Genomic DNA, 23,904 nt, shown 5'->3' with positions numbered 1-23,904 from the left:
GTTCATTAAATACAACCACGCGATACCGAGGACGATGCCCGCGGGAGGTCACATTTCGCTGTACGCGTACGGCGTGTTGGCTGACCGGGTGTGCGTGCGCGGCCCCCACGTGTGTCGAGAGCCGCAGGAGACGGAGGCGCGGATACGCTGGGAGATTGTGACAGCCGAGTATTCCGCCCATCATCTCCAGGTGCTCGAGGGGCTCGAGGCGGTGCGCAAGCGGCCGGGCATGTACATCGGCTCGACGGACTCTCGCGGCCTCATGCACTGCGTGTGGGAGATCATCGACAACTCTGTCGACGAAGCCCTCGCCGGGTACGGCACTCGCATAGACATCGTGCTGCACGCCGACGGCAGCGTGGAGGTCCGCGACCGGGCCCGCGGCATCCCGGTCGACGTCGAACCGCGTACCGGGCTGACGGGCGTCGAAGTCGTGTTCACCAAGCTTCACGCGGGCGGAAAGTTCGGCGGCGGGTCGTATGCGGCCTCCGGCGGCCTCCACGGCGTCGGCGCCTCCGTCGTGAACGCGTTGTCCGAGCGGCTCGACGTCGAGGTGGATCGCGGTGGCAAGACCTACGCGATGTCGTTCCACCGCGGTGAGCCCGGCGTCTTCTCCGGGCCCGGACTCGACGCCACCTTCACACCGTTCGACGCATCATCCGAACTACGGGTCATCGGCAAGGCCGCGAAGGGGGTCACCGGCACACGCATCCGCTATTGGGCTGACCGTCAGATCTTCACGAAGGATGCCGCGTTCGGTCTCTCCGAGCTCGAGCAGCGCGCCCGTCAGACGGCGTTCCTGGTACCCGGACTGGAGATCGTCATCGTCGATCACCGGCCTGTCGACGACCCCGAGGTCACGGTGCCCCGCGAGACGAGCTTCCGCTACGACGGCGGGATCTCGGAGTTCGCCGAGTTCCTCGCCCCTGACGCTGCCGTCACCGACACCTGGCGACTCACCGGCCAGGGAACGTTTACCGAGACCGTCCCCGTGCTGCAGCCTTCGGGGGCCATGGTTCCGACCGAGGTGCTGCGCACGTGCGAGGTCGACATCGCCCTGCGCTGGGGCACTGGGTACGACACGGTGACCCGCTCGTTCGTCAACATCATCTCGACTCCCAAGGGCGGCACGCACCAGGCCGGCTTCGAGCAGGGGCTCATGAAGCTCGTGCGCGATCAGGTGCAGCAGAACGCGCGACGCCTGAAAGTGGGCGCGAACGAGAAGATCGAGAAGGACGACATCCTCGCCGGACTCACCGCCGTGCTCACGGTGAGCTTCCCCGAGCCGCAGTTCGAGGGTCAGACCAAGGAGGTGCTCGGCACGCCAGCGATTCGCGCGATCGTGTCGAACGTCGTCGCGAAGCAGCTGGGGGAGCGCTTCTCGTCGACCAAGCGCGACGACAAGACCCAGACGGCTCTCCTGCTCGAGAAGGTCGTCTCGGAGATGAAGGCGCGCATCTCGGCGCGCACGCACAAGGAGACGCAGCGGCGCAAGAACGCGCTCGAGTCCTCATCGCTGCCCGCCAAGCTCGCGGACTGTCGCACCAACGACGTCGCCGAATCCGAGCTCTTCATCGTCGAGGGTGACTCCGCACTCGGCACCGCGAAGCACGCGCGCAACAGCGAGTACCAGGCACTCCTCCCGATCCGCGGCAAGATCCTCAACGTCCAGAAGGCATCGATCAGCGACATGCTCTCCAACGCGGAGTGCGCCGCGATCATCCAGACGATCGGCGCCGGCTCCGGCCGCTCCTTCGACATCGAGTCGGCTCGCTACGGCAAGATCATCCTCATGAGCGACGCCGACGTCGACGGCGCGCACATCCGCACGCTGCTGTTGACGCTGTTCTTCCGCTACATGCGCCCCCTCATCGAGCAGGGTCGCGTGTACGCGGCGGTGCCGCCACTACACCGTGTGATCGTCGTCAACCCGGGGTCCAAGCCCAACGAGACGATCTACACCTACTCGGAGCAGGAACTGCACGCCCTGCTCACGAAACTGCAGAAGTCGGGGCGCCGCTGGCAGGAGCCCGTGCAGCGCTACAAGGGTCTCGGCGAGATGGATGCCGATCAGCTCGCGACCACGACGATGGATCGCAACGGGCGCACCCTCCGCCGCGTGCGGGTGGAGCATGCTGAGGCTGCCACCGGGATCTTCGAACTGCTGATGGGGTCGGAGGTCGCCCCTCGCCGCGACTTCATCGTTTCCTCGGCGGACCGGCTCGATCGCGAGGCCATCGACGCCTGACCGGTGGGCCTCACGGCACGGACGAGAGTCTCAGCCGACGGGGCGCCGACGGTCTCAGCCGACGGGGGCGCCGATGGTGCCGACAACGGCATCCAGCGGCTGTCCCGATGCGTCGCGCTTCGCGCCGGGCGCCGGCAGTTGACGCACCGTGCCGTCAGCGCCCACGGCGCGCGGCTCTTCACCCACCCAGGCGAGCGCGAGGGTGTCCTCGCCCTTCAGGAAGCGCTGTGCGCGGACACCACCCGTACCGCGACCCTTCGGCGGGAACTCGGAGAACGGCGAGACCTTCCCCGAACCGGCGTCGGTTCCAGGGAGGGATTGCGTCGAGCCGGCGATCGTCGCGACGACGGTGTCGGCGGTGGGCGTCAGGGCCGTGAAGGCGATCACACGCTCGCCGGGCGTGACGCGGATGCCGGCCATGCCTCCGGCCGCACGGCCCTGAGGTCTGACCGTGTCGGCGGCGAACCGCAGCAGTTGGGCGTCGGAGGTCACGAAGACGAGTTCGGCGTCATCGGACGCTGCGGCTGCGCCGACCACGCTGTCGCCGGGCTTCAGGGCGATGATGTCGATGTCGGGCTTCTGCGCGATCTCGGCTGCCGATACGCGCTTGACGACGCCCTGCGCCGTGCCGATCGCGAGCGGCGGCACGTCCGCCAGAGCGACGATCGCGACGACGTGCTCACCCGCGGGCAATCCGACGTATTGATCGGCTCGCGTACCGGCAGCCAGCTGCACGGCATTCGCCGGGACGGACGGCAGGTCGACGGGGGAGAAGCGGACGAGGCGTCCCCGGCTCGTGACCGCGCCCAGGTCACCGCGCGTCGTCGTGTCGGCGGCGGAGCGAATCGCGTCGTGCTTCGAACGGCGCGCAGGAGGAACGATGGCGGCGTCGGCCGTCTCCGCTCGCACCATGCGTCCGGTGGCGGACAGGAACACGCGGCACGGCGTGTCCGCGATCTGCAGATCGACCGCCGCCGACGCGCGCGACCGCGACGCGACCGGGCCGCCGTTGAGCAGCAGCGTGCGGCGCGGTGTGCCATACGCTTCGGCGGCCGCGTCCAGCTCCCGGGCCACCTGTGCGCGCAGGAGCACCTCGCTGGCGAGCAGCTCCTCCAGCTGTGCGATCTCCGCCTTCAGCTCGTCGCGTTCGGTCTCCAGTTCGACGCGGGAGAACTTCGTGAGCCGCCGCAGGCGCAGCTCGAGGATGTACTCGGCCTGCGGTTGCGAGAGGTCGAACACGTCCATGAGGCGGGTGCGCGCCTGTTCCCCGTCATCGGAGGTGCGGATGACCTGGATGACCTCGTCGATGTCGAGGATCGCGATGAGGAGGCCCTCCACCAGGTGCAACCGATCCTGGCGGCGCGCCAGCCGGTAGCGGCTGCGTCGCGTGACGACCTGGATCCGGTGGTCGAGGTAGACCCGCAGGAGCTCTTTCAAGCCGAGCGTCTGCGGCTGGCCCTCGACGAGCGCGACGTTGTTGATGCCGAAGGAGTCTTCGAGGGGTGTCAGTCGGTACAGCTGCTCGAGGACGGCGTTCGGGTCGAACCCCGTCTTGATCCCGATGACGAGACGGAGACCGTGGTTGCGGTCGGTGAGGTCGGTGACGTCGGCGATGCCCGTGAGCTTCTTCGCCGTCACGGCATCCTTGATCTTCTCGATCACGCGCTCGGGACCGACCATGTACGGCAGCTCCGTCACGACGAGGCCCGTTCGCCGGGGGCCCAGCGACTCGACGGAGACCTTCGCCCGCGTGCGGAACGTGCCGCGTCCGGTCGCGTAGGCGTCCTTCAGGCCGTCGAGACCGACGATGACCCCGCCGCCCGGCAGATCGGGCCCGGGCACGAACTCCATGAGCTCGTCCAACGTCGCGTCGGGATTCTCGAGGAGATGGCCGGCGGCGGCCACGACCTCGATGAGGTTGTGCGGCGCCATGTTGGTGGCCATGCCGACCGCGATGCCGGTGGTGCCGTTCACCAGGAGGTTCGGGAAGGCCGCGGGGAGCACATCGGGCTGCAGGAACTGCCCGTCGTAGTTGGGCACGAAGTCGACGACGTCCTCGTCGAGGTTCTCCGTCAGTGCCAGCGCCGACGGCGCCAGTCGGGCTTCGGTGTAGCGCGCGGCCGCGGGGCCGTCGTCGAGCGATCCGAAGTTGCCGTGTCCGTCGACGAGCGGAACCCGGAGGGCGAAGTCCTGCGCCAGGCGCACCAGCGCGTCGTAGATGGCGGAATCGCCGTGCGGGTGGAGCTTGCCCATGACCTCGCCGACGACGCGAGCGCTCTTGACGTGGCCTCGATCCGGGCGAAGACCCATGTCGGCCATCTGGAACAGGATTCGGCGCTGTACCGGCTTGAGTCCGTCGCGCGCGTCGGGCAGCGCGCGGGAGTAGATGACCGAGTAGGCGTACTCGAGGAAGGACCCCTGCATCTCCGCCGAGACGTCGACGTCTTCGATGCGTTCGCCGCCGGCGGCGGACGCGGGGTCAGTGCGCGAAGCAGCCATGGGGAAGTGCGGTCCTCCGGAGACGGGAACGAAAGAGCGGAAACAGGGTGCCGCCGGGTGTGTGCGAGACTGACCCCGATGCCACTCAGCCTACCCGCGGACCCGCCCTCAGCCCGGAGCCTCACCGGTGTCGTGCCGCAGACGATCGCCGCTCTCCACGGGCGTTCGGACTGGTTCGGATCGGCGCGCGGGGCGGTCGTGCTGCTCCTGGACGGCCTCGGCCGGGCGAACCTCACTGCGCGGTCAGGACATGCGCGTTTCCTGGTTTCGAAGATGACCAAGCGCGACGCGCTCCGCACGACATTCCCCTCGACGACGGCGACCGCCGTCACGGGTCTTCTCACCGGCCGCGACGCGGGAGAGCACGGCATCATCGGCTACCGCGCGCGAGTGCCGGGCACCCTCAACGCCCCGAATCAGCTCAAGGGCTGGGAGACCGACGGACTCGATCCGCTCGTCTGGCAGCGCTCGTCGCCCCTTCTCGAGACCGAGTCGCGCGCCGGTCGCCCGTGCGTCGTCATCACCAAGTCCATGTATGCGGACACGGGCTTCACCCGCGCCACCCAGCGCGGTGCGGAGTTCATGGCAGCCGAGAGCCTCGAGGAGCGCCTCGCCCGCGCCGCCGACGTCACCGCGGCACGAGACGGCGCGCTCGTGTACGTCTACGCGCCCGAACTCGACACGATCGGGCACGCGCACGGCTGGGAGAGCGACCGCTGGACTCACGGGCTCGAGCGCGTCGACGCTGCCGTCGCGGACTTCGACCGGTCTCTGCCGCGCGGCGTCGGCGCCGTCGTCACCGCCGATCACGGAATGGTCGACGTTCCCGCCCACCGTCACGTCCTCCTCTCGGAGGGGGACCCGCTCCTCACCGACGTCGAGCTCGTCGCGGGGGAGCCGCGGCTCCTTCAGCTCTATACGGCATCCGGCGCGTCCGAAGCGGTGCTCCAGCGATGGCGGGATGCCGAAAGCCACCGCTCCTGGGTGATGAGCCGCGACGAGGCGATCGCTGCGGGGCTGTTCGGCGTCCGCGTGGACCCCGAGGTGGCGCCGCGCATCGGCGACGTGCTCGTGGGCGCGCGTTCGAGCGTCGCGTACTACGACGACCGCCTCGCGGATAAGAGGCCGCAGCGAATGATCGGGCAGCACGGTTCGCTGACGGATGCCGAGAGGGTCGTCCCGCTCATCCGGCTCGGTGCGTTCGCCGGCTGACTCAGCCGGTCGGTGAATCAGCCGTCTTCCGTGCGCGCGCCGAAGACGATCTCGTCCCAGGAGGGCATCGACGTGCGTCCCTTGCGACGCGAGGTGTCGGCGGAGGGCTCTTCGACCGGAGCCTCCGGACGGCGCTCCTCAACGGGAGCTTCGTCGTAACCGGGCTCGAGCGCGTCGAACAGCGCGACGGGACTCGACGCGGCGCGCGGGCTCTCGGACTCGGAGGCCTCACCGGGCATGGCTTCACGCTGTCCGCGGCGGCGGCGCAGTGCTTCCAGCAGATCGGCGGTGTCGGTCGACGTGATCGCCTGTTCCGGTGCGCGCTTGATGGCTGCCTGTTGCACGGCGGGGGACGCGGGTTCGCGGACCTCGGGTGCGTCCAGGTCGGCATCGGGGAGACGACGCGGACCGAAGGCGCCGCTGTCGAAGCGCGTGGCATCCTTGACGCCCGACGCGTCGAGCGCGCGCAACCGGGGGATGAGTCCTTCGGGAAGCGAGCCCTGGCGAGACAACTGGGTGGCATCGGCGTTCTGGGGCGCGAGCGTTGCACGACGGGGATCGAACGACCACCGTGCGTCATGATCGACATCGCCCGCCGTGAACTCGAGCTTCACGATCCAGCCGCTCTGCTCGCGCCAGCTCGTCCACCGCTCGCCGACGGCGCCCGCTTCTGCGAGCTTCGCGCGCACCGCGGTGCCGAACGTCGGCTGAGCATCGGGGTCGAGCTCACCACCGAGAAGGACGGGCACCGCCAGCGCCTGACCGACGATGTGCTCGCGCTCGGCGAGCACGGGGCCTTCGAAGCGGGCGACGTCCTCGACGCGCACACCGAGCAACGTGGCGACCTCCTGCGCGGAGAGTCCGGCACGGATGTGCGACTGGATATCGCGCGGGCTCGGCCTCGCGGCGCGGGGTTCGGCGTCTCGCGTCGTGCGACGCAACTGCGTGCGCAGCGTCTCGTCGACGGGCAGAGCGAACCGATCGCCGGACTCCGTGGCGAGCACGAGTACGCCGTCTTCGATCCCGATGACTTTGAGCTGCTCCATGCGAAACACCCCTCCCGTTCCTGCGTGTGCGCCCATCGTGTCACGCGGCCTGGGGGATGACGGGAATATCCCGCGCGCGCCGCGAGTTTGACGCGACGAACCGGCGGGATCGTCGGCGGCAGACGACGGCATTTGCGAAATGCAGTGCGGTCGTGCAAACTATGGCCGCCCGACTCGGGCCCGCGAATACGAAACACTGGAAGTAGAGACGTTCGAGCAATGGCTACGGATTACGACGCCCCCCGCAAGACCGACGACGACAGCGAGTCGATCGAGGCCCTGAAGGAGCGCGTCCCCGACAAGCTGTCGGGATCGGTCGACTCCGAGGACGCGGACAACCCCTCGGGCTTCGAGCTGCCCGGGGCGGACCTGTCCGACCTCGAGCTCGATGTCGTCGTGCTGCCCCCGCAGGAGGATGAGTTCACCTGCATCGAGTGCTTCCTCGTCAAGCACCGCACCCAGATCGACCACGAGTCGGCGGCCGGCGCCGTGTGCATGGAATGCGCCGCCTGACCACCACCGCCTGACGACCGCAGGGCCGTCCGTGCGCCCGCTCCTCAGGACGCGCGGGCGCGGCGGAGGGCCGCTGCGACCCGATCGGGCGTTCGCGTCGAGAAGACCCACTCCGTGACCGAGTCGTCGGGATCGGTGAGCGGTACGCGAACGAGGCCGTCGATCCCCGGGCGCAGAAGGTGCCACGCCGTCCTCGAGAGCCCCGGGCCACGCAGGAGACGCGCCTCCTCGCCGGATGCCGTTTCCGGCTCACCGAGCAGTTCGACGGGCACGTGAGCACGACCGACCTTCAACTCGCCGCCTTCGACGGCGATGACCGGCGACGCCGCGACGAGCCCGATCACCAGCGCAAGCGCGACCCCGACTCCCGCGGCGAGGGCGACCGTGGGGTCGAGCGGGACGAAGACGAGTGTCACCATCGGTGCGCTCACGGCGGCCGCAGCCAGCACCCAGAGCGAGGGGCTCAGCCGTTCGCGGTAGGAGACCGCGTGCGGTCTCAGGTCGCTCGTCATGTTGTGCATTACCCTCATGGAGTGATCCAAAGCGTGGACATTCCCATCATCGCATCGCACGTGCCCGTCTACGCCCATCCCGGCGACGCGGGAGCCGACCTCGTCTCGACGGAGGCGGTGCGTCTGGAGCCCGGACAACGTGCGCTCGTCGGCACCGGCGTGCGTATCGCCCTTCCCGAGGGCTACGTCGCCTTCGTGGTTCCGCGCAGCGGGCTCGCCGCCAAGCACGGCATCACCATCGTCAACGCTCCGGGAACGGTCGACGCGGGCTACCGCGGCGAGATCAAGGTCTCCCTCCTCAATACCGATGCCACGCAGGCGTACGACATCGCCGCGGGTGATCGGATCGCCCAGATCGTGATCATGCCCGTGCCGCAGGCCCGATTCATCCCCGTGGACGAACTGCCCGACAGCACGCGCGGCGAGGGCGGCTTCGGTTCCACCGGCTACCAGACAGGAAGACACGCATGACCGACGGAGAAATCCGCAAGGCGTCACCGGCCGATCGCTCGGCGACGGGACCCTTCGACGAGGCCGAAGCGAACCCGGTTCGTCCGTACATCGACCTCGGCGGCATCAAGATCCTCCCGCGCGAAGGACTCAACCTCCGCCTCGAAGTGGAGGAGCAGACCAAGCGCATCGTCGCGGTCGGACTCGACTACGCGGACTCCACGCTGCAGGTTCAGCCCTTCGCCGCCCCGAGGTCGACCGGCCTGTGGGACGAGACGCGCGAGCAGATCCGCCAGCAGATCCGCCAGCAGGGTGGACGGGTGGAAGAGCGTGAGGGGCCGCTCGGGCACGAGTTGCTCGCGGAGGTCCCGGTGTCGGGCGCCGACGGGTCGAGCGGAAAGCGGATCGCCCGCTTCGTGGGCGTAGACGGTCCGCGGTGGTTCCTGCGTGGCGTCATCGGCGGCGCTGCTGCCGCTGACGTCGAGGCCGCGGCACGGGTGGAAGACCTCTTCCGGTCGATCGTCGTCGTGCGCGGAGGGACGCCCATGCCGCCGCGCGACCTCATCCCGCTGAAGATGCCCGCAGCACCCGGGTCGGCGTGAGCGACCTCTCTCGACCCGACGCTTCGGACGGCGCCAGCGAGACCGCCGCCCGACCGGACCTCACCCCGCCGGAGGCGTCGGCATCCGACATCCTCGGTCAGGCGTTGGGCAGTGCCGCTCGTCGCGCCGGTCTCGATCCCGCGAAGGACGCCTCGACGGGGCACGTCGTCTGGCACGCGATGGGCGGATGGCGAGGCGTGCTCGAGGCGGTGCTCCCGGGGCTGGCGTTCGTCGTGCTGTTCACGACGACGCGCGATCTCGTGCTCTCTCTCGTCGCGTCGGTGGCATTGGCCGCCGTGTTCACGGTTGTCCGGCTCATCCAGAGATCGACCCTGAGCGCAGCCCTCGGCGGACTGATCGCCACGGCTGCCGCCGCGGGACTGGCTCTGTGGACGGGTCGCGGCGAGGACAACTTCGTTCCAGGCCTGATCACGAATGCGGTCTACGGAACGGCCTTCCTCGTGTCGGCGCTCGTCGGCTGGTCGCTGATCGGCTTGGCGGCCGGGTTCCTGATGAACGAGGGGACGGCGTGGCGCGCCGACGCTCGCAAGCGCCGGACGTTCTTCTGGCTCGCCCTCGCATGGTCGGCGCTCTTCTTCACGCGGCTGGGAGTGCAGCTTCCTCTGTACTTCGCCGGGGATGTCGCCACCCTCGGAACACTCAAGCTCGTCATGGGGCTGCCGCTGTTCGCTCCGCTCGTCGCCGTCACCTGGCTGGCCGTCCGCGCGGTGTACCCGCGAGCCGAAGCGTCCGACGCGGCGTGATAGATTTATCTTGATATCGAGATAAATCTTCACGACGGGCGGTTAGGGGAACCTCACTAGCCTGGGCCTCCGGGCCGCGCGAAGATGGAAGCGACGTGGTGCGCGCCCGTCCCCGCCGACGAAGGCGCCCGCGGCCCAAGATAAGGAGACCAGACGTGTCCACAGTTGACAGCTTCGGAGCCAAGAGCACCCTGACAGTCGGCGGCACCGACTACGAGATCTTCCGCATCGACACCGTCGCCGGATACGAGAAGCTCCCGTTCAGCCTCAAGGTCCTGCTGGAGAACCTCCTGCGCACCGAGGACGGTGCGAACGTCACCAAGGCGCAGATCGAAGCCCTCGGCGGATGGGATGCCGCCGCAGAGCCCGACACGGAGATCCAGTTCACTCCGGCACGCGTCGTCATGCAGGACTTCACCGGCGTTCCGTGCATCGTCGACCTCGCCACCATGCGCGAGGCGGTCACCGCACTCGGCGGCGACCCCAACAAGATCAACCCGCTCTCTCCGGCCGAGATGGTCATCGACCACTCGGTCATCGCCGACCTCTTCGGACGCGAAGACGCCCTCGAGCGCAACGTCGAGATCGAGTACGAGCGCAACGGCGAGCGGTACCAGTTCCTCCGTTGGGGGCAGACCGCGTTCGACGACTTCAAGGTCGTGCCGCCCGGGACGGGCATCGTGCACCAGGTCAACATCGAACACCTCGCGAAGGTCATCTACGACCGCAACGTCGAGGGCACGCTGCGCGCCTACCCCGACACGTGCGTGGGCACCGACTCGCACACGACGATGGTCAACGGCCTCGGCGTGCTCGGCTGGGGCGTCGGCGGCATCGAGGCGGAGGCCGCCATGCTCGGCCAGCCCGTCTCCATGCTCATCCCTCGCGTGGTCGGCTTCAAGCTGACGGGGGAGATCCCCGCCGGCGTCACGGCGACCGACGTGGTGCTGACGATCACCGACATGCTGCGCAAGCACGGCGTCGTCGGAAAGTTCGTCGAGTTCTACGGCGAGGGCGTCGCACAGGTGCCGCTCGCCAACCGCGCCACCATCGGCAACATGAGCCCCGAGTTCGGTTCCACCGCCGCGATGTTCCCGATCGACGACGTGACTCTCGACTACCTGCGTCTGACGGGCCGTGACGACCAGGCCGTCGCCCTCGTCGAGGCCTACGCCAAGGAGCAGTCGCTCTGGCACGACCCGGCGCGTGAGCTCGTCTTCAGCGAGTACATGGAGCTCGACCTCTCAACCGTCGTCCCGTCGATCGCCGGCCCGAAGCGCCCCCAGGACCGCATCCTCCTGTCCGAGGCGAAGACGCAGTTCCAGAAGGACATCCTCAACTACGCGGATGCCACGGAAGAGGACTCGGTCGAGCTCGAGGGCACGTTCCCCGCATCCGACCCCGGCGTCATCCCCGGCCAGGACCACGAGCACGTGTCCGCCGGCGGTGTCTCGCACCAGCACGAGGACGCGCACGCCGAGGCGCTGCTCTCCAGCGGTGCGGCGCACGCGGCATCCAAGCCCGTCCGTGTCACCACTCCCGACGGCGAGGCCTACCTGCTCGACAACGGCGCGGTGACGCTGGCCGCCATCACGTCGTGCACCAACACCTCGAACCCGTCGGTCATGATCGCCGCGGGGCTCCTCGCGAAGAAGGCCGTCGACAAGGGGCTGAAGCGCAAGCCGTGGGTGAAGACCACGCTCGGCCCCGGTTCCAAGGTCGTCACGGACTACTACGAGAAGTCCGGTCTCGACAAGGCACTCGAGGGTCTCGACTTCTACACGGTCGGTTACGGCTGCACGATCTGCATCGGCAATTCGGGACCCCTGATCGAGGAAGTCTCGGCGGCCATCAACGAGAACGACCTCGCCGTGACGGCCGTCCTCTCGGGCAACCGCAACTTCGAGGGGCGCATCAGCCCCGACGTGAAGATGAACTACCTGGCCTCGCCGCCGCTCGTCGTGGCGTACGCCCTCGCCGGGTCGATGAACTTCGACTTCGAGACCGACCCGCTCGGCAAGGACGCGCAGGGGGAGGACGTTTTCCTCAAGGACATCTGGCCGTCGCCGGAAGAGGTCCAGGACGTCATCGACCACTCGATCTCCCGCGAGCAGTTCATCACGCAGTACGCGACGGTGTTCGAGGGCGATGAGCGGTGGAAGAACCTGCCCACCCCGACCGGGCCGGTCTTCGAGTGGGACGAGAACTCGACGTACGTGCGGAAGGCGCCCTACTTCGACGGGATGCAGCACGAACCGCAGCCGGTCACCGACATCTCCGGCGCCCGCGTCATGGCGACGCTCGGCGACTCGGTGACCACGGATCACATCAGCCCTGCCGGCAACATCAAGGCGGGCACCCCCGCCGCGCAGTACCTCACCGAGCACGGCGTCGCACAGAAGGACTTCAACTCCTACGGCTCGCGCCGCGGGAACCACGAGGTCATGATCCGTGGCACGTTCGCGAACATCCGGCTGAAGAACGAGATGGTCGCCGCCGTCAACGACGGGCAGGTCGTCGAGGGCGGCTTCACGCGCGACTTCACCCTCGAGGGTGGACCGCAGGCGTACATCTACGACGCGAGCACGAACTACCAGGCGCAGGGAACCCCGCTCGTGGTCTTCGGCGGCAAGGAGTACGGCTCCGGCTCGTCGCGCGACTGGGCGGCCAAGGGCACGAGCCTGCTGGGCGTGAAGGCCGTCATCACCGAGAGCTTCGAGCGCATCCACCGGTCCAACCTCATCGGGATGGGCGTCGTTCCGCTCCAGTTCCCCGAGGGCGAGAGCTGGAAGTCGCTCGGACTCGACGGCACCGAGATCGTCTCGATCGAAGGGCTCGAGCAGCTCAACGAGGGCGTCACGCCCAAGACGGTCACCGTGACGGCCGCACCCAGCGAGTTCTCGCCCGCCGGCAAGGAGACCGTGGTCTTCGAGGCCAAGGTGCGCATCGACACCCCCGGAGAAGCGGACTACTACCGCAACGGCGGCATCCTGCAGTACGTTCTGCGCTCGCTGGTCTGAGCATCCGGAGAAGGCCCCGGTCCTGCCGCGTCGCGCGGCGGATCCGGGGCTTTCTCGTATCGGCATGCATACAATCGAGAGATGAGTCTGCTCGCGTCGATCACCGGTCCTCGGGACCTCGATGCGCTCAGCGCCGACGACCTTCGAGCGCTGGCGCAAGAGATTCGCGAGTTCCTCATCGCCAATGTGTCGCGGACAGGCGGCCACCTCGGCCCGAACCTGGGCGTGGTGGAGTTGACCCTCGCGATCCACCGGGTCTTCGACTCGCCGAACGACCCGATCGTCTTCGACACGGGCCACCAGTCCTACGTTCACAAGCTCCTCACCGGCCGTCAGGACTTCGACGGCCTGCGGGCGCGCGGCGGCCTCGCCGGGTACCCGCAGCGATCCGAGAGCCCGCATGACGTCGTGGAGTCCTCGCACGCGTCGAGCTCGCTCAGTTGGGCGGACGGCATCTCGCGCGCACTGACGCGGACGGGCCGCGACGATCGTCACGTTGTCGCCGTCGTCGGCGACGGCTCACTCACGGGCGGGATGACGTGGGAGGCTCTCAACAACATCTCCGACGACAACGACCGGAACCTCGTCATCGTCGTCAACGACAATGGACGTTCCTATGCACCCACGATCGGCGGAATGGCGCGCTATCTGAACCGCGTGCGCACCACCGACGGCTACGAGCACCTGCGGCGTCGGTCCGACTCGCTGTTCCGCAAGCTGGGGCCCGCCGGACGAGCGCTGTACCGCGGCGTCCGCGGCGGGACGCACGGATTCCTGTCGCGGTTCACGAACAATGCCGCGCTCTACTCGAACCTCGACATCAAGTACCTCGGACCCATCGACGGTCACGACGTCGACGCGCTCTTGGAGACGCTGCAGCTCGCCAAGGAGTATCGCGCGCCGGTCATCGTCCACGCGATCACCGAAAAGGGCCGCGGCTACGAGCCCGCGCGCAACGACGAGGCCGACCAGTTCCACGCCGTGGGCAAGATCGACCCCGTCACCGGTGAGCCCCTCGGCGGATCGGACGCCCTCGCCTGGACCGATGTGTTCGCGGAGTCGCTGGTCGCCGCGGGAGAGCGACGAGACGACGTCATCGCGATCACCGCGGCCATGCTGCGTCCGACGGGGCTGCAGCCGTTCGCGCAGCGTTTCCCCGACCGCACCTACGACGTGGGCATCGCCGAGCAGCACGCCGTGGCATCCGCTGCCGGTCTGGCCTACGGGGGTCTTCACCCCGTCGTCGCCATCTACGCGACGTTCATGAACCGCGCCTTCGATCAGGTCATGATGGACGTCGCGCTGCATCGCGCGGGCGTCACCTTCGTGCTGGACCGGTCCGGCGTGACGGGACCGGACGGACCGAGTCACCACGGCATCTGGGATCTCGCCATGCTGCAGCTCGTTCCCGGCATCCGCATCGCTGCTCCTCGCGACGCTGCGCGCCTGCGCGAGGAGTTCGACGAGGCTCTCGAAGTCAGCGACGCGCCCACCGTCATCCGATTCCCGAAGGGCTCCGTCGCCGACGATCTGCCGGCCGTCGAACGGCGTGCCGACGGCGTGGACGTCCTGTACCGCGCGGGCGGCGAAGACGTGCTCATCATCGGTATCGGCTCGATGGCGCAGCTGTCGGTCGAGGTCGCCGAGCGCTTGCGCGCGCAGGGCATCGGCGCAACCGTGATCGACCCGCGGTGGGTGGTTCCCGTCGCGGCGTCCGTCGTGGAGCTCGCCGCACGCCACCGACTCGTGATCACCATCGAGGACGGCATCCGCGTGGGCGGGATCGGCACGCGGGTACGCCAGGTGCTCCGCGAGTCGGGCGTCGACACGGCGGTCGACGAGCTCGGACTTCCCGACGCGTTCATCGACCACGCGTCGCGCGAGCAGATCCTCGCCGATGCGGGGCTGACCCCGGCGAAGATCGCGCAGGACGTCGTCGCGCAGGTGCTCGGCACCCGCATTCCCGTCGCCCGTCCGACGTCCGACACGGGCACGCTGTGGCTCGCCGACGATTCCGGATCGCGAGCGCGCTGACGACGACGTGACAGCATGGAGATGTGTCTCCGTCCTCTTCCGTCACTCCTCCCGCGACCGCGAATCTGACCCGCGAGGAGACGTCTGCGCGTTCGTCCGCCCTGCGGCTGGACACGATCGACGTCGACCTCGATCTGCGGCACGCCGCGGACCTCGCGACCGAGACGTTCGAGACGTCCGCGACCTTCGTCTTCTCCGCGACGACGAGCGAGACGTGGATCGACTTCGTCGGCGCGGAGGTGGATGAGCTCATCGTGAACGGCGAAGTACGGGCCGTCGAATGGGACGGGGCTCGGCTCCGCGTCGACGATCTGGCAGCGCACAACGTGGTGACCGTCCGCGCACGCGGGGTCTTCAGCCGGTCGGGCGAAGGGTTGCACCGGTTCACCGATCCCGTCGACGACGAGGTCTACCTGTACACGCAGTATGAACCTGCGGATGCGCGGCGCGTCTACCCCGTGTTCGAGCAGCCGGACCTGAAGGCGCGTTGGCGCTTCCGGGTGAGCGCACCCGCGGGATGGGTGGTGCTGTCCAACGGCGCGGCCACGCACCGCGCCGACGTCGACGTCGACGGGGGAGTGCGGCACTCGTTCGCGGAGACCCTGCCGCTCTCCAGCTACATCACGGCTGTCGCCGCCGGGCCGTACCACCGCGTGGACGGTGTCTGGACGGCGGCCGAACGGCGCATCGACCTGTCGGTCCTCTGCCGAGCCTCGATGGCACCCCATCTGGATGCCGAGGAGATCCTCGACATCACGCGACGAGGTCTCACCTTCTTCGAGGAGGCGTTCGCCTTCGCCTACCCGTGGGGGAAGTACGACCAGATCTTCGTCCCCGAGTACAACCTGGGCGCCATGGAGAATCCGGGTCTCGTGACCTTCACGGAGGCCTATCTCTTCCGCGGTGCGGCCACCGCCGCCCAGCACGAGGCTCGCGCCAACACGATCCTGCACGAGATGGCGCACATGTGGTTCGGCGACCTGGCGACGATGCGCTGGTGGGACGACCTGTGGTTGAAGGAGTCGTTCGCCGACTTCATGGGCTCGCACGTCTCGGTGGCGGCCGGGATTCATCCCGAGGCGTGGGTGAGCTTCGCGAGCAGGCGAAAGGCCTGGGCGTACGAACAGGATCAGCTTCCGACGACGCATCCGATCGTCGCCGACATCACCGACCTCGAGGCGGCGAAGCTTAACTTCGACGGCATCACCTACGCGAAGGGCGCGTCCGTACTCAAGCAGCTCGTCGGCTTCGTCGGTGAGGACGCGTTCTTCCGCGGCGCGCAACGCTACTTCGCCGACCACGCGTACGGGAACACCACTCTCACCGATCTCCTGCGGGCGCTCGAAGCGGCGTCGGGCCGTGACCTCGCCGCGTGGAGTACGCACTGGCTGCAGACCACGGGGATGCCGGAAATCCGGCTGACCCGCACGGACAGCGGTCTCGTGGTGCACCAGACGCCGGCACGCCCGCACCGCATCCTCATCGGCGCCTACGACTGGGAAGACCGGCGTCTCGTCCGCCGCGCGGGTATCTCGGTGGACCTCTCCGCCGAGCAGACGACGATCACAGCGCCGGTGCTGCCCGATGCCGCGCTCCTCGTGCCGAACGACGACGACGTGACGTACGCGAAAGTGCGCCTCGACGAACGCTCGACCGCCGCCGTCGCCGAGGGCCTCAGCACGCTCGCCGATCCGCTCACGCGATCGGTCATCTGGGCTGCGCTGTGGAACGCCGTGCGCGACGGCCTGCTGCCGGTGGCCGCGTACGTCGACATCGTCACCGCTCACGCGTCCGAAGAGACGTCGGTGTCGCTGCTGTCCGACGTCATCGCCCGTACGACGTACGCCCTGGACCACTATGCGCCCCGGGGCGACCGCGCGCGCCTCTCCGCCACGTGGCTGGCGACCACCTGGGACGCGCTGCACCGAGCCGAGGCGGGCAGCGACGCCCAGCTCGCCTGGGCACGCGGCCTCGCCTCGGCGGCGCGCGGCGACGATAGCCACGCCGCCGGCATCCGTGATCTTCTCCGCGGCGTGGTCACGCCCCCGGCCGGCCTCGCGCTGGACCCCGACCTGCGCTGGGCGTGGCTGATCGCACTCGCGACCACCGGGCATGCTGACGCCCGCGACGCCGACAGCGAACTCGCCGCAGATTCGTCCGCCGCCGGCCGACGCGCCCACCGCACCGTTCTCGGCGCGCGGCCCGACCGCGCCGTGCGCCGCGCCGGATGGCACGCAGCCTGGAACGACACCACCCTCAGCAACGACGAGCTGGACGCGACAATCGCCGGGGTCCGCGCCGGACGTCATCGCGAGTTCGTGTCAGACCTCGACGACGAGTACTTCGAACGCATCCGGACGGTGTGGGCGACGCGCAGCATCGAAATCGCGCGCCGCCTGGTGCGCGGGCTGTTCCCCGCCGCCGACGATCTCGATCGCGTCGACCAGTGGCTCGCCGACAACGAGGACGCGCCCGCGGCACTGCGGCGGCTGATCATCGAGCAGCGAGACGGCCTCGCCCGAGACCTGCGCGTTCGCGCTCTTCAGCCCACGGGTTGAAGAGCGCGTCCGCGTCAGACCCTTACACCCCGGATCGGCGGCTCGTGGAAGGTGGCTCCGAACGTGCGCTCGGATGCGCCCTCGCGGTCGAGGTACGGTGAGGCTCCGCCATCGATGAACGGCCAGCCCGCACCGAGGATGAGGCAGAGGTCGATGTCCTCGACCTCCGGCACGACGCCCTCATCGAGCATGGTCCGAATCTCTTGCGCCAGCCCGTCCTGCACCCGGCGCAGGATCGTCTCCGCCGAAGCCGGATGGGAGCCGACGTGCCCCTTGAGGACCTTCTCCGCCGCCTTGGTGAATCCGGTGACCCTGCCGCCCTTGTCCTTCTCCACGACCTCGGTGAGCTCGGCGAGGGCGTGGAAGTTCTCGTTCGCGTAGAAGCGATCGGGGAACGCGCGCACCATCGTGTCCTGCACGTGCGCGGCCACCTTCCACCCGACCAGATCGATCAGCTGGAACGGTCCCATCGGCAAGCCGAGCGGCCCGAATGCCTGCTCCACGTCTGCGACGGGCGTGCCGTCGTAGACGGCGCGGGCGGCTTCTCCCATCACCTTGGCCAACAGCCGGTTCACGACGAATCCCGGGGCATCGGCGGTGAGCACGGCGTTCTTGCCGAGACCGCGGGCGACCACGAAGGCCGTGGAGAGCGCCTCCTCGGAGGTGTGCGGCGTCTTCACGATCTCGATGAGCGGCATGACGGCGACGGGATTGAAGAAGTGGAATCCGACCAGGCGCTCGGGGTGCGCGAGCTTCGCGCCGATCTCCTCGACCGACAGCGACGATGTGTTCGTCGCGAGGACCGCATCCTCCGCGACGACCGCCTCGATCTCTGCGAATACCGCCTGCTTGACGCCCACCTCTTCGAAGACCGCTTCGATCACGAAGTCGCAGTCCGCGTAAAGGCTCTTGTCGGTCGTGCCGGTGACGAGGGAGCGGAGCTTGTTCGCCGCGTCGCCGTCGAGACGCCCCTTGGCCTCCAGCTTGCCGATCTCGTCGTGGATGTAGGCGACACCCTTGTCGACGCGCGCCTGATCCAGGTCGGTGATGAGCACCGGCACCTGGAGCTTGCGCACGAAGAGCAGGGCGAACTGGCTGGCCATGAGACCCGCGCCGATGATGCCGACTTTCGTGACCTTCTTGGCCAGAGCCTTGTCGGGAGCGCCCACGGGTCGCTTAGCGCGCTTCTGCACGAGATCGAAGGCGTACATGGACGCGGCGAACTGATCGCCCGTGACCAGCTCGGCCAGTGCCTCGTCCTCGCGGGCGAACCCGTCGGCCTTCGAGCCGCTCTTCGCCTTGTCGAGAAGATCGAGTGCGACGTAGGGAGAGCGGGGAACCGTGCCGATCTTCGATTCCAGCATGCCGCGGGCGACCTTGATCGCGATGGGCCACTTCGTCAGGCGCTCGATCTTTCCGGGCTCGTTCTTCCGCTCGACCTTCCGGCTGCCGGTCAGCACCTCATCGGCCCAGCGCAGCGAGTCTTCCAGGTAGGTGGCGGCCGGGAACTGCGCATCGACGATGCCGTAGTCGAGGGCCTGCTGCGGTTTGAGCATCCGGTTCTGCTTGAGCGGATTGCTGATGACGACCTCGAGGGCGTTCTCGATGCCGATCAGGTTGGGCAGCAGGTACGCGCCACCCCACCCGGGGATGATGCCGAGGAAGACCTCGGGGAGCGCGATCGCCGCCGTCGACGCATCGACCGTGCGGTAGGTGGAGTTCAGCGCGATCTCCAGACCGCCGCCGAGGGCGAGTCCGTTGATGAACGCGAAGGACGGAACGCCGAGGTCGCCCAGCTTTCCGAGCACGTGATGACCGAGCTGCGCGATCAGTCGAGCGTCATCGCGCGAGCGGACGAGACTGATGTCGGAGAGATCGGCACCGGCGGCGAGGATGTACTGCTTCCCCGTGATGCCGACCGCATGGATCTCTCCGGCCGCCGCTCGAGCCGCCAACCCGTCCAGACGCGAGCCCAGCTCCGTCAGGGTCTGCGGACCGAGCGTATTGGGCCGCGTGTGATCGCGCCCGTTGTCCAGCGTGATGAGGGCGAGCACCTTCCCCGAGGCGAGACGCACGTCACGTACGGGGGAGTGCGTGACGACCTCGTCGGCGGTCAGGCCCATCAGCGGCGAGAAGTCGATGTCTGCGTAGTTCGTCATAGTTTCAGCGCTTCTTTCCGTCGAAGTGGGGGTTCTCCCAGATGACCGAGCCGCCCTGGCCGAGGCCGACGCACATCGCCGTCAGCCCGTACCGGACGTCCGGACGCTCGGCGAACTGTGCGGCGAGCTGGATCATCAGACGGACCCCGGATGCCGCGAGCGGATGCCCGAGTGCGATCGCACCTCCCCATGCGTTCACGCGGGGGTCGTCGTCGGCGATGCCGAAGTGATCGAGCAAGGAGATGACCTGGATCGCGAAGGCCTCGTTGAGTTCGAAGAGGCCGATGTCGTCGATCGTCAAGCCCGCCTTCGCCAGAGCCTTCTCCGTCGACGGGATCGGGCCGATGCCCATGATCTCGGGCTGCACGCCGGCGAACGCGAACGACACCATCCGCATCTTGGGGCGGAGGCCGAGCTCCTTCACGGCGTGACCTCCCGCGAGGAGCGACATGGTCGCGCCGTCGGTGAGCGGCGAAGAGGTACCGGCGGTGACACGCCCGTGGGGGCGGAACGGCGTCTTGAGCGCGGCGAGATCGGCCATCGTGGTCTGCGGCCGACGCCCCTCGTCCTCGGTGGCGAGCCCCCAGGCGCCGTCGGCATCCTTCACAGCCACGGGAACGAGGTCGGGCTGGATCTTCCCGGCGTCGTAGGCCGCCTGCACCTTGTGCTGGCTGAGCATGCCGAAGCGGTCGGAGCGCTCCTTCGTCAGGTGCGGGAACCGGTCGAAGATGCGCTCGGCCGTGACGCCCATGTTGAGGGCGCCCGGATCGACCATCCGCTCGGCGACGAACCGGGGATTGGGATCGGCGTTGCCACCGATCGGGTGGTGGCCCATGTGCTCCACGCCGCCCGCGAGGGCGAGGTCGTACATGCCCACGCCGATCGATGCGCCCATCGTCGTGACGCTCGTCATGGCGCCCGCGCACATGCGCTCCACCGCCAGGCCGGGAACGGTCTGGGGGAGTCCGGCGAGGATCGCCACCGACCGTCCGAGGGTGAGCCCCTGGTCACCGGTCTGGCTCGTCGCCGCGATCGCGACATCATCGATCCGGTCGGCGGGTACCGAAGGATTGCGCTCCATCAGGCCGATCGTGGCCTTGACCGCGAGGTCGTCGGCGCGGGTGTTCCAGTACATGCCCTTCTCACCCGCACGACCGAACGGGGTGCGCATACCGTCGACGAAATAGACGTCCGAGAGCTCGGCCACACTGCCTCCAAGAGATTGAGATCCAGTCCAGCCTAAAGTGACACCGGGTGCCGTGAAATCGGTTGGGTCGAACCTACGAACCGGATTCGGATGCCTCGGCGGCATCCTGCACGGATTCCACAAAGGCTTCCGCGATGACCTGTGCTGTTCGCTCAATCTGCCAGGGTCGCGCACCGTGCGCTGCGAGCGCCGCCGCGACCCCGTCCACGTCCAGCGGCGAGGGAGGCGTCCAGGCGAGCCGCCGCAGCGTGTCCGGGGTCAGGAGGTTCTCGGTCGGCATCCGCAGATCCGCCGCCAGCTGCTCGATACGGGGACGGGCAGCCTTGAGCCGGGCATCCGCGGCGGGATTTCGGTCGACCCATGCGCGGGGCGGCGGAAGCCCGTCTCCTGCCATGCGCTCCGACGGCAGGCTCTGGTCGGCGCGGCCCGCCTCGATCGCAGCCCACCAGCGGTCCAGCTGCGTGCGGCTTGCGCGACCCGTGAACTCCTTGAGGCGCGCGAGGTCCTGTTTGGTCGCCGGGTCTGCGATAACCGCGGCGACGAGGGAGCGATCCGGGACGAGGCGACCCGGCGACACGTCCTCGTCCTGGGCGAACTGCTCGCGGGCGGTCCACAGCGCGCGTGCGACGGCGAGCGCACGGCGACCGCGCACCGTGTGCAGCCCGCTCAATCGGCGCCACGGCTCTTCGCGAGGAGGCTTGGCCGGACGCGTCAGGACCGCGTCGAACTCCTCCGCCGCGATCCGTGTCTTGTCCTGCTCTTCGAGTTCGGCGACCAGGACGTCACGAACGTCCACGAGGTGCAGGACATCGAGCGCGGCGTACTCCAGCCACGACTGGGGGAGCGGTCGGGTCGACCAGTCGGCGGCGGAGTGCGCCTTCGCGAGGGTGATGCCGAGCGTGTCCTCGACGACCGCGCCGAGTCCGACCTTCTCGTGACCCAGCAGACGCGCGGCGAGCTCGGTGTCGAACATCGAGGCCGGTTCCAGCCCGTCCTCGCGCAACGACGGGAGGTCCTGGCTGGCCGCGTGCAGAACCCACTCGACATCCCCGATGGCCTCTTGCAGCGCGCCCATGTCGCCGATCTCGGGCGGGTCGAACAGGAACACCCCGGCGTCCCGCCGAAAGACCTGGATCAGATAGGCGCGCTGCGAGTAGCGGAAGCCAGAGGCGCGTTCGACGTCGACGGCAGCAGGCCCCGTGCCCGCAGCGAGAGCCGCGCACGCGTCCAGGAAGCCTTCGCGATCGGCGATGACGACGTACTCAGTCACGCGAGCTCCTCTGTGCACCGAAGACCGCGATGCCCTCTGACCCGGGAGGAAGCCCGGCCAGCATGCACACCAGCTCCGCCCAGGCGCCCACGTGGGCGGCGAGATCGCCGGAGGGCGTCCACGATGCACGCAGCTCGATCTGCGCGCCGTCCCCCTCGACGCCGAGACTGCCGAATCCCTTGGAGAGGGTCTTCGTGGCCGTGCCGGATGCCGAATGGAACTCCGCGCGGCGAGACTGCAGGGCATCGACGAGCCACGACCACGCGACATCGGCCAGCAGGGGATCGGTGCCGATCTCCGGCTCGAGCGGCGCCTGCGCGAAGCACACGATCCGCCACGCACCGCCCCACTGGTCGGGTTCGGTCGCATCGTGCAGCAGGACGAAGCGCCCCGTGCCGTACTCGGAGTCGCCACCGTCCGCGGACGGGCGCACGTCGCCGGCGAAGGCGACGGCATCCGGAGCGAGCGAGGCCGGCGCCGCGATCTCGCGAACGATGAAGTCGTCGCGGAACGTCAAGGCGCGCAAGGCATCGGCCACTGCGGCGAACCCGGACGCGGAAGAAGGACGGGAGTCATCCACATCCACAGACTAAAGTGAGGCCACGATGAAGGCATCCAGGCGCGCCGTCGGCGCAACCCCGACCGACGCCCTGCGCGCGGTCCTCTTCCTCCTCACGGGAGCACTGGCGGTCATGACGGCGCTGCTGGCGTTCGTCGCCGCTCGGATGGCCCGTCGCGTCGTCACTCCCGCCGGACGACGCACCGACACCCGCATCCTCGATGTCGACGTGGCCGCACAGACGATCACCCTCACTCGAAGCCCCGACACCGCCCTTCCCGGGAGGTACGGTCTGTTCACGGCAGGGACCGAGGGGTACCTCAAGCTGGGCTCGGTGCTCTCGGGCGATGAAGACTCCGTCACGCGGAAGCTGCTCACTCACATCGGCTCGGACGCCCACCTGGCTGCGGATGCCGCATTCAGCGGTTGGTACTTCGACCGTCCGGAGCAGTTGCACCTTCCTTTCGAGTCCGAGCTCGTCGGTTCCGCAGTGGGGCCGTGCCCCGCGTGGATCTTCCCGGCGGCAGAACCGACGGACACCTGGGTCATCCAGGTGCACGGTCGGGGCACCAACCGAGCCGAGTGCCTGCGCGCCGTCCCTCTCTTCCATGGTCTCGGGATCACGTCGCTGCTCGTCTCGTACCGCAACGACGGCTCGGCGCCGCGAAGTCGCGCCGGTACGTACGGGCTCGGTGCGACGGAGTGGCGTGACGTGGATGCCGCGATCGGACTCGCCCGTCGTCGCGGCGCACGGCGCATCCTCATCATGGGCTGGTCGATGGGCGGCGCGATCGCCCTGCAGGTGGCCCTCAGCTCCGCGCACCGCGACCTCATCGTCGGCGTGATCCTCGAGTCTCCCGTCGTGGACTGGCGCCGCGTGCTGACCTACCAGGCACACCTCATGGGACTTCCCACGGCTGTCGCCGGGCTGGCGATCGGAGCGCTCAGCACGGAGTGGGCGACACCCCTCGTGGGCACGGAGGCGCGGATTCCGTTCGAGCGACTGGACGTCGTCGCGCGGGCGAGCGAGTTGCGGCATCCCATCCTCATCCTCCACAGCGACGACGACGGCTTCGTCCCGTCCGATGCATCGCACGATCTCGTGGTGGCCCGACCCGACCTGGTCGAACTCCAGGTGTTCGATACGGCACGCCACACGAAGCTGTGGAACTACGACCAGGACAGGTGGAGCGCCACGATCACCGACTGGCTCGAACGGCACGACTTCACCCCGCAGCACGCGTGAGCACG

Annotated in this window: 17 protein-coding genes; 10 read left to right on the top strand and 7 right to left on the bottom strand. The window is 68.7% G+C overall.

The features are described 5' to 3' along the window. The first annotated feature begins 157 nt into the window (after window positions 1-157). Window positions 158-2,248, top strand: a complete 2,091-nt coding sequence (locus ACSQ18_RS06970; RefSeq protein WP_436036413.1) for a DNA gyrase/topoisomerase IV subunit B — start codon at window positions 158-160, stop codon at window positions 2,246-2,248. A 54-nt stretch (window positions 2,249-2,302) separates the two neighbouring features. Here the strand turns inward: ACSQ18_RS06970 and ACSQ18_RS06965 are convergent, their stop codons facing one another. Then, entirely contained in the window at window positions 2,303-4,747 is a 2,445-nt protein-coding gene (locus tag ACSQ18_RS06965; protein WP_436036411.1) for a DNA gyrase/topoisomerase IV subunit A, read from the bottom strand. 78 nt (window positions 4,748-4,825) lie between these two features. Between ACSQ18_RS06965 and ACSQ18_RS06960 the strand changes: the two genes are divergently transcribed. Continuing rightward, window positions 4,826-5,959 carry an alkaline phosphatase family protein gene (locus ACSQ18_RS06960; protein ID WP_436036409.1) on the top strand — a complete coding sequence of 378 codons (1,134 nt, stop codon included), beginning with the start codon at window positions 4,826-4,828 and terminating at the stop codon, window positions 5,957-5,959. A gap of 17 nt (window positions 5,960-5,976) precedes the next feature. On the opposite strand, the gene sepH is transcribed toward ACSQ18_RS06960, so the two are convergent. Beyond that, complete coding sequence (gene sepH, locus ACSQ18_RS06955) at window positions 5,977-7,005, bottom strand: septation protein SepH (RefSeq protein WP_436036407.1); 1,029 nt, start codon at window positions 7,003-7,005, stop codon at window positions 5,977-5,979. Between the two features lie 219 nt (window positions 7,006-7,224). Between sepH and ACSQ18_RS06950 the strand changes: the two genes are divergently transcribed. Next, complete coding sequence (locus ACSQ18_RS06950) at window positions 7,225-7,518, top strand: DUF4193 domain-containing protein (RefSeq protein ID WP_144807850.1); 294 nt, start codon at window positions 7,225-7,227, stop codon at window positions 7,516-7,518. Between the two features lie 44 nt (window positions 7,519-7,562). Here the strand turns inward: ACSQ18_RS06950 and ACSQ18_RS06945 are convergent, their stop codons facing one another. Beyond that, window positions 7,563-8,048, bottom strand: a complete 486-nt coding sequence (locus tag ACSQ18_RS06945) for a DUF3093 domain-containing protein (protein WP_436036404.1) — start codon at window positions 8,046-8,048, stop codon at window positions 7,563-7,565. Between the two features lie 3 nt (window positions 8,049-8,051). Between ACSQ18_RS06945 and dut the strand changes: the two genes are divergently transcribed. The 6 genes from dut (at window position 8,052) to pepN (ending at window position 17,458) form a co-directional block, all read left to right on the top strand. Continuing rightward, window positions 8,052-8,501: a dUTP diphosphatase gene (gene dut / locus ACSQ18_RS06940; protein ID WP_436036402.1), complete on the top strand. Its 450-nt coding sequence runs from the start codon at window positions 8,052-8,054 to the stop codon at window positions 8,499-8,501. Beyond that, window positions 8,498-9,082 (top strand): DUF3710 domain-containing protein, encoded by a 585-nt coding sequence (locus tag ACSQ18_RS06935; RefSeq protein ID WP_436036400.1) that lies wholly within the window; start codon window positions 8,498-8,500, stop codon window positions 9,080-9,082. The genes dut and ACSQ18_RS06935 overlap by 4 nt, the downstream gene beginning before the upstream one ends. Then, window positions 9,079-9,846: a DUF3159 domain-containing protein gene (locus tag ACSQ18_RS06930; RefSeq protein WP_436036398.1), complete on the top strand. Its 768-nt coding sequence runs from the start codon at window positions 9,079-9,081 to the stop codon at window positions 9,844-9,846. The genes ACSQ18_RS06935 and ACSQ18_RS06930 overlap by 4 nt, the downstream gene beginning before the upstream one ends. 155 nt (window positions 9,847-10,001) lie before the next feature. Continuing rightward, entirely contained in the window at window positions 10,002-12,866 is a 2,865-nt protein-coding gene (locus tag ACSQ18_RS06925; RefSeq protein ID WP_436036396.1) for an aconitate hydratase, read from the top strand. 81 nt (window positions 12,867-12,947) lie between these two features. Next, window positions 12,948-14,900 (top strand): 1-deoxy-D-xylulose-5-phosphate synthase, encoded by a 1,953-nt coding sequence (gene dxs, locus ACSQ18_RS06920; RefSeq protein ID WP_436036394.1) that lies wholly within the window; start codon window positions 12,948-12,950, stop codon window positions 14,898-14,900. 23 nt (window positions 14,901-14,923) lie between these two features. Next, window positions 14,924-17,458 carry an aminopeptidase N gene (gene pepN, locus ACSQ18_RS06915; RefSeq protein ID WP_436036392.1) on the top strand — a complete coding sequence of 845 codons (2,535 nt, stop codon included), beginning with the start codon at window positions 14,924-14,926 and terminating at the stop codon, window positions 17,456-17,458. A gap of 14 nt (window positions 17,459-17,472) precedes the next feature. On the opposite strand, the gene ACSQ18_RS06910 is transcribed toward pepN, so the two are convergent. The 4 genes from ACSQ18_RS06910 to ACSQ18_RS06895 all read right to left on the bottom strand — a co-directional run bounded on the left by ACSQ18_RS06910 (window position 17,473) and on the right by ACSQ18_RS06895 (window position 22,674). Next, complete coding sequence (locus ACSQ18_RS06910) at window positions 17,473-19,617, bottom strand: 3-hydroxyacyl-CoA dehydrogenase NAD-binding domain-containing protein (protein WP_436036390.1); 2,145 nt, start codon at window positions 19,615-19,617, stop codon at window positions 17,473-17,475. A gap of 4 nt (window positions 19,618-19,621) precedes the next feature. Further along, a complete protein-coding gene (locus ACSQ18_RS06905; RefSeq protein WP_436036388.1) occupies window positions 19,622-20,824 on the bottom strand; it encodes a thiolase family protein in 1,203 nt (400 codons plus the stop codon). Window positions 20,825-20,897: 73 nt separating this feature from the next. Then, window positions 20,898-22,094 carry an HRDC domain-containing protein gene (locus ACSQ18_RS06900; RefSeq protein ID WP_436036386.1) on the bottom strand — a complete coding sequence of 399 codons (1,197 nt, stop codon included), beginning with the start codon at window positions 22,092-22,094 and terminating at the stop codon, window positions 20,898-20,900. After that, window positions 22,087-22,674, bottom strand: coding sequence for a DUF3000 domain-containing protein (locus ACSQ18_RS06895; protein ID WP_436036384.1), 588 nt, complete (start codon window positions 22,672-22,674; stop codon window positions 22,087-22,089). Before ACSQ18_RS06895 ends, ACSQ18_RS06900 begins: the two co-directional genes overlap by 8 nt. Window positions 22,675-22,699: 25 nt before the next feature. Here ACSQ18_RS06895 and ACSQ18_RS06890 point away from each other — a divergent pair, with 25 nt between their 5' ends. Continuing rightward, window positions 22,700-23,899, top strand: a complete 1,200-nt coding sequence (locus ACSQ18_RS06890) for an alpha/beta hydrolase family protein (protein ID WP_436036382.1) — start codon at window positions 22,700-22,702, stop codon at window positions 23,897-23,899. The last annotated feature ends 5 nt before the right edge of the window (window positions 23,900-23,904 follow it).

The sequence above is a fragment of the Microbacterium sp. LjRoot45 genome (assembly GCF_964253325.1).
GTDB lineage: Bacteria > Actinomycetota > Actinomycetes > Actinomycetales > Microbacteriaceae > Microbacterium.
Note: the sequence above shows the minus strand (reverse complement) of the source record. Positions and strands in the feature narration are given on the sequence as shown.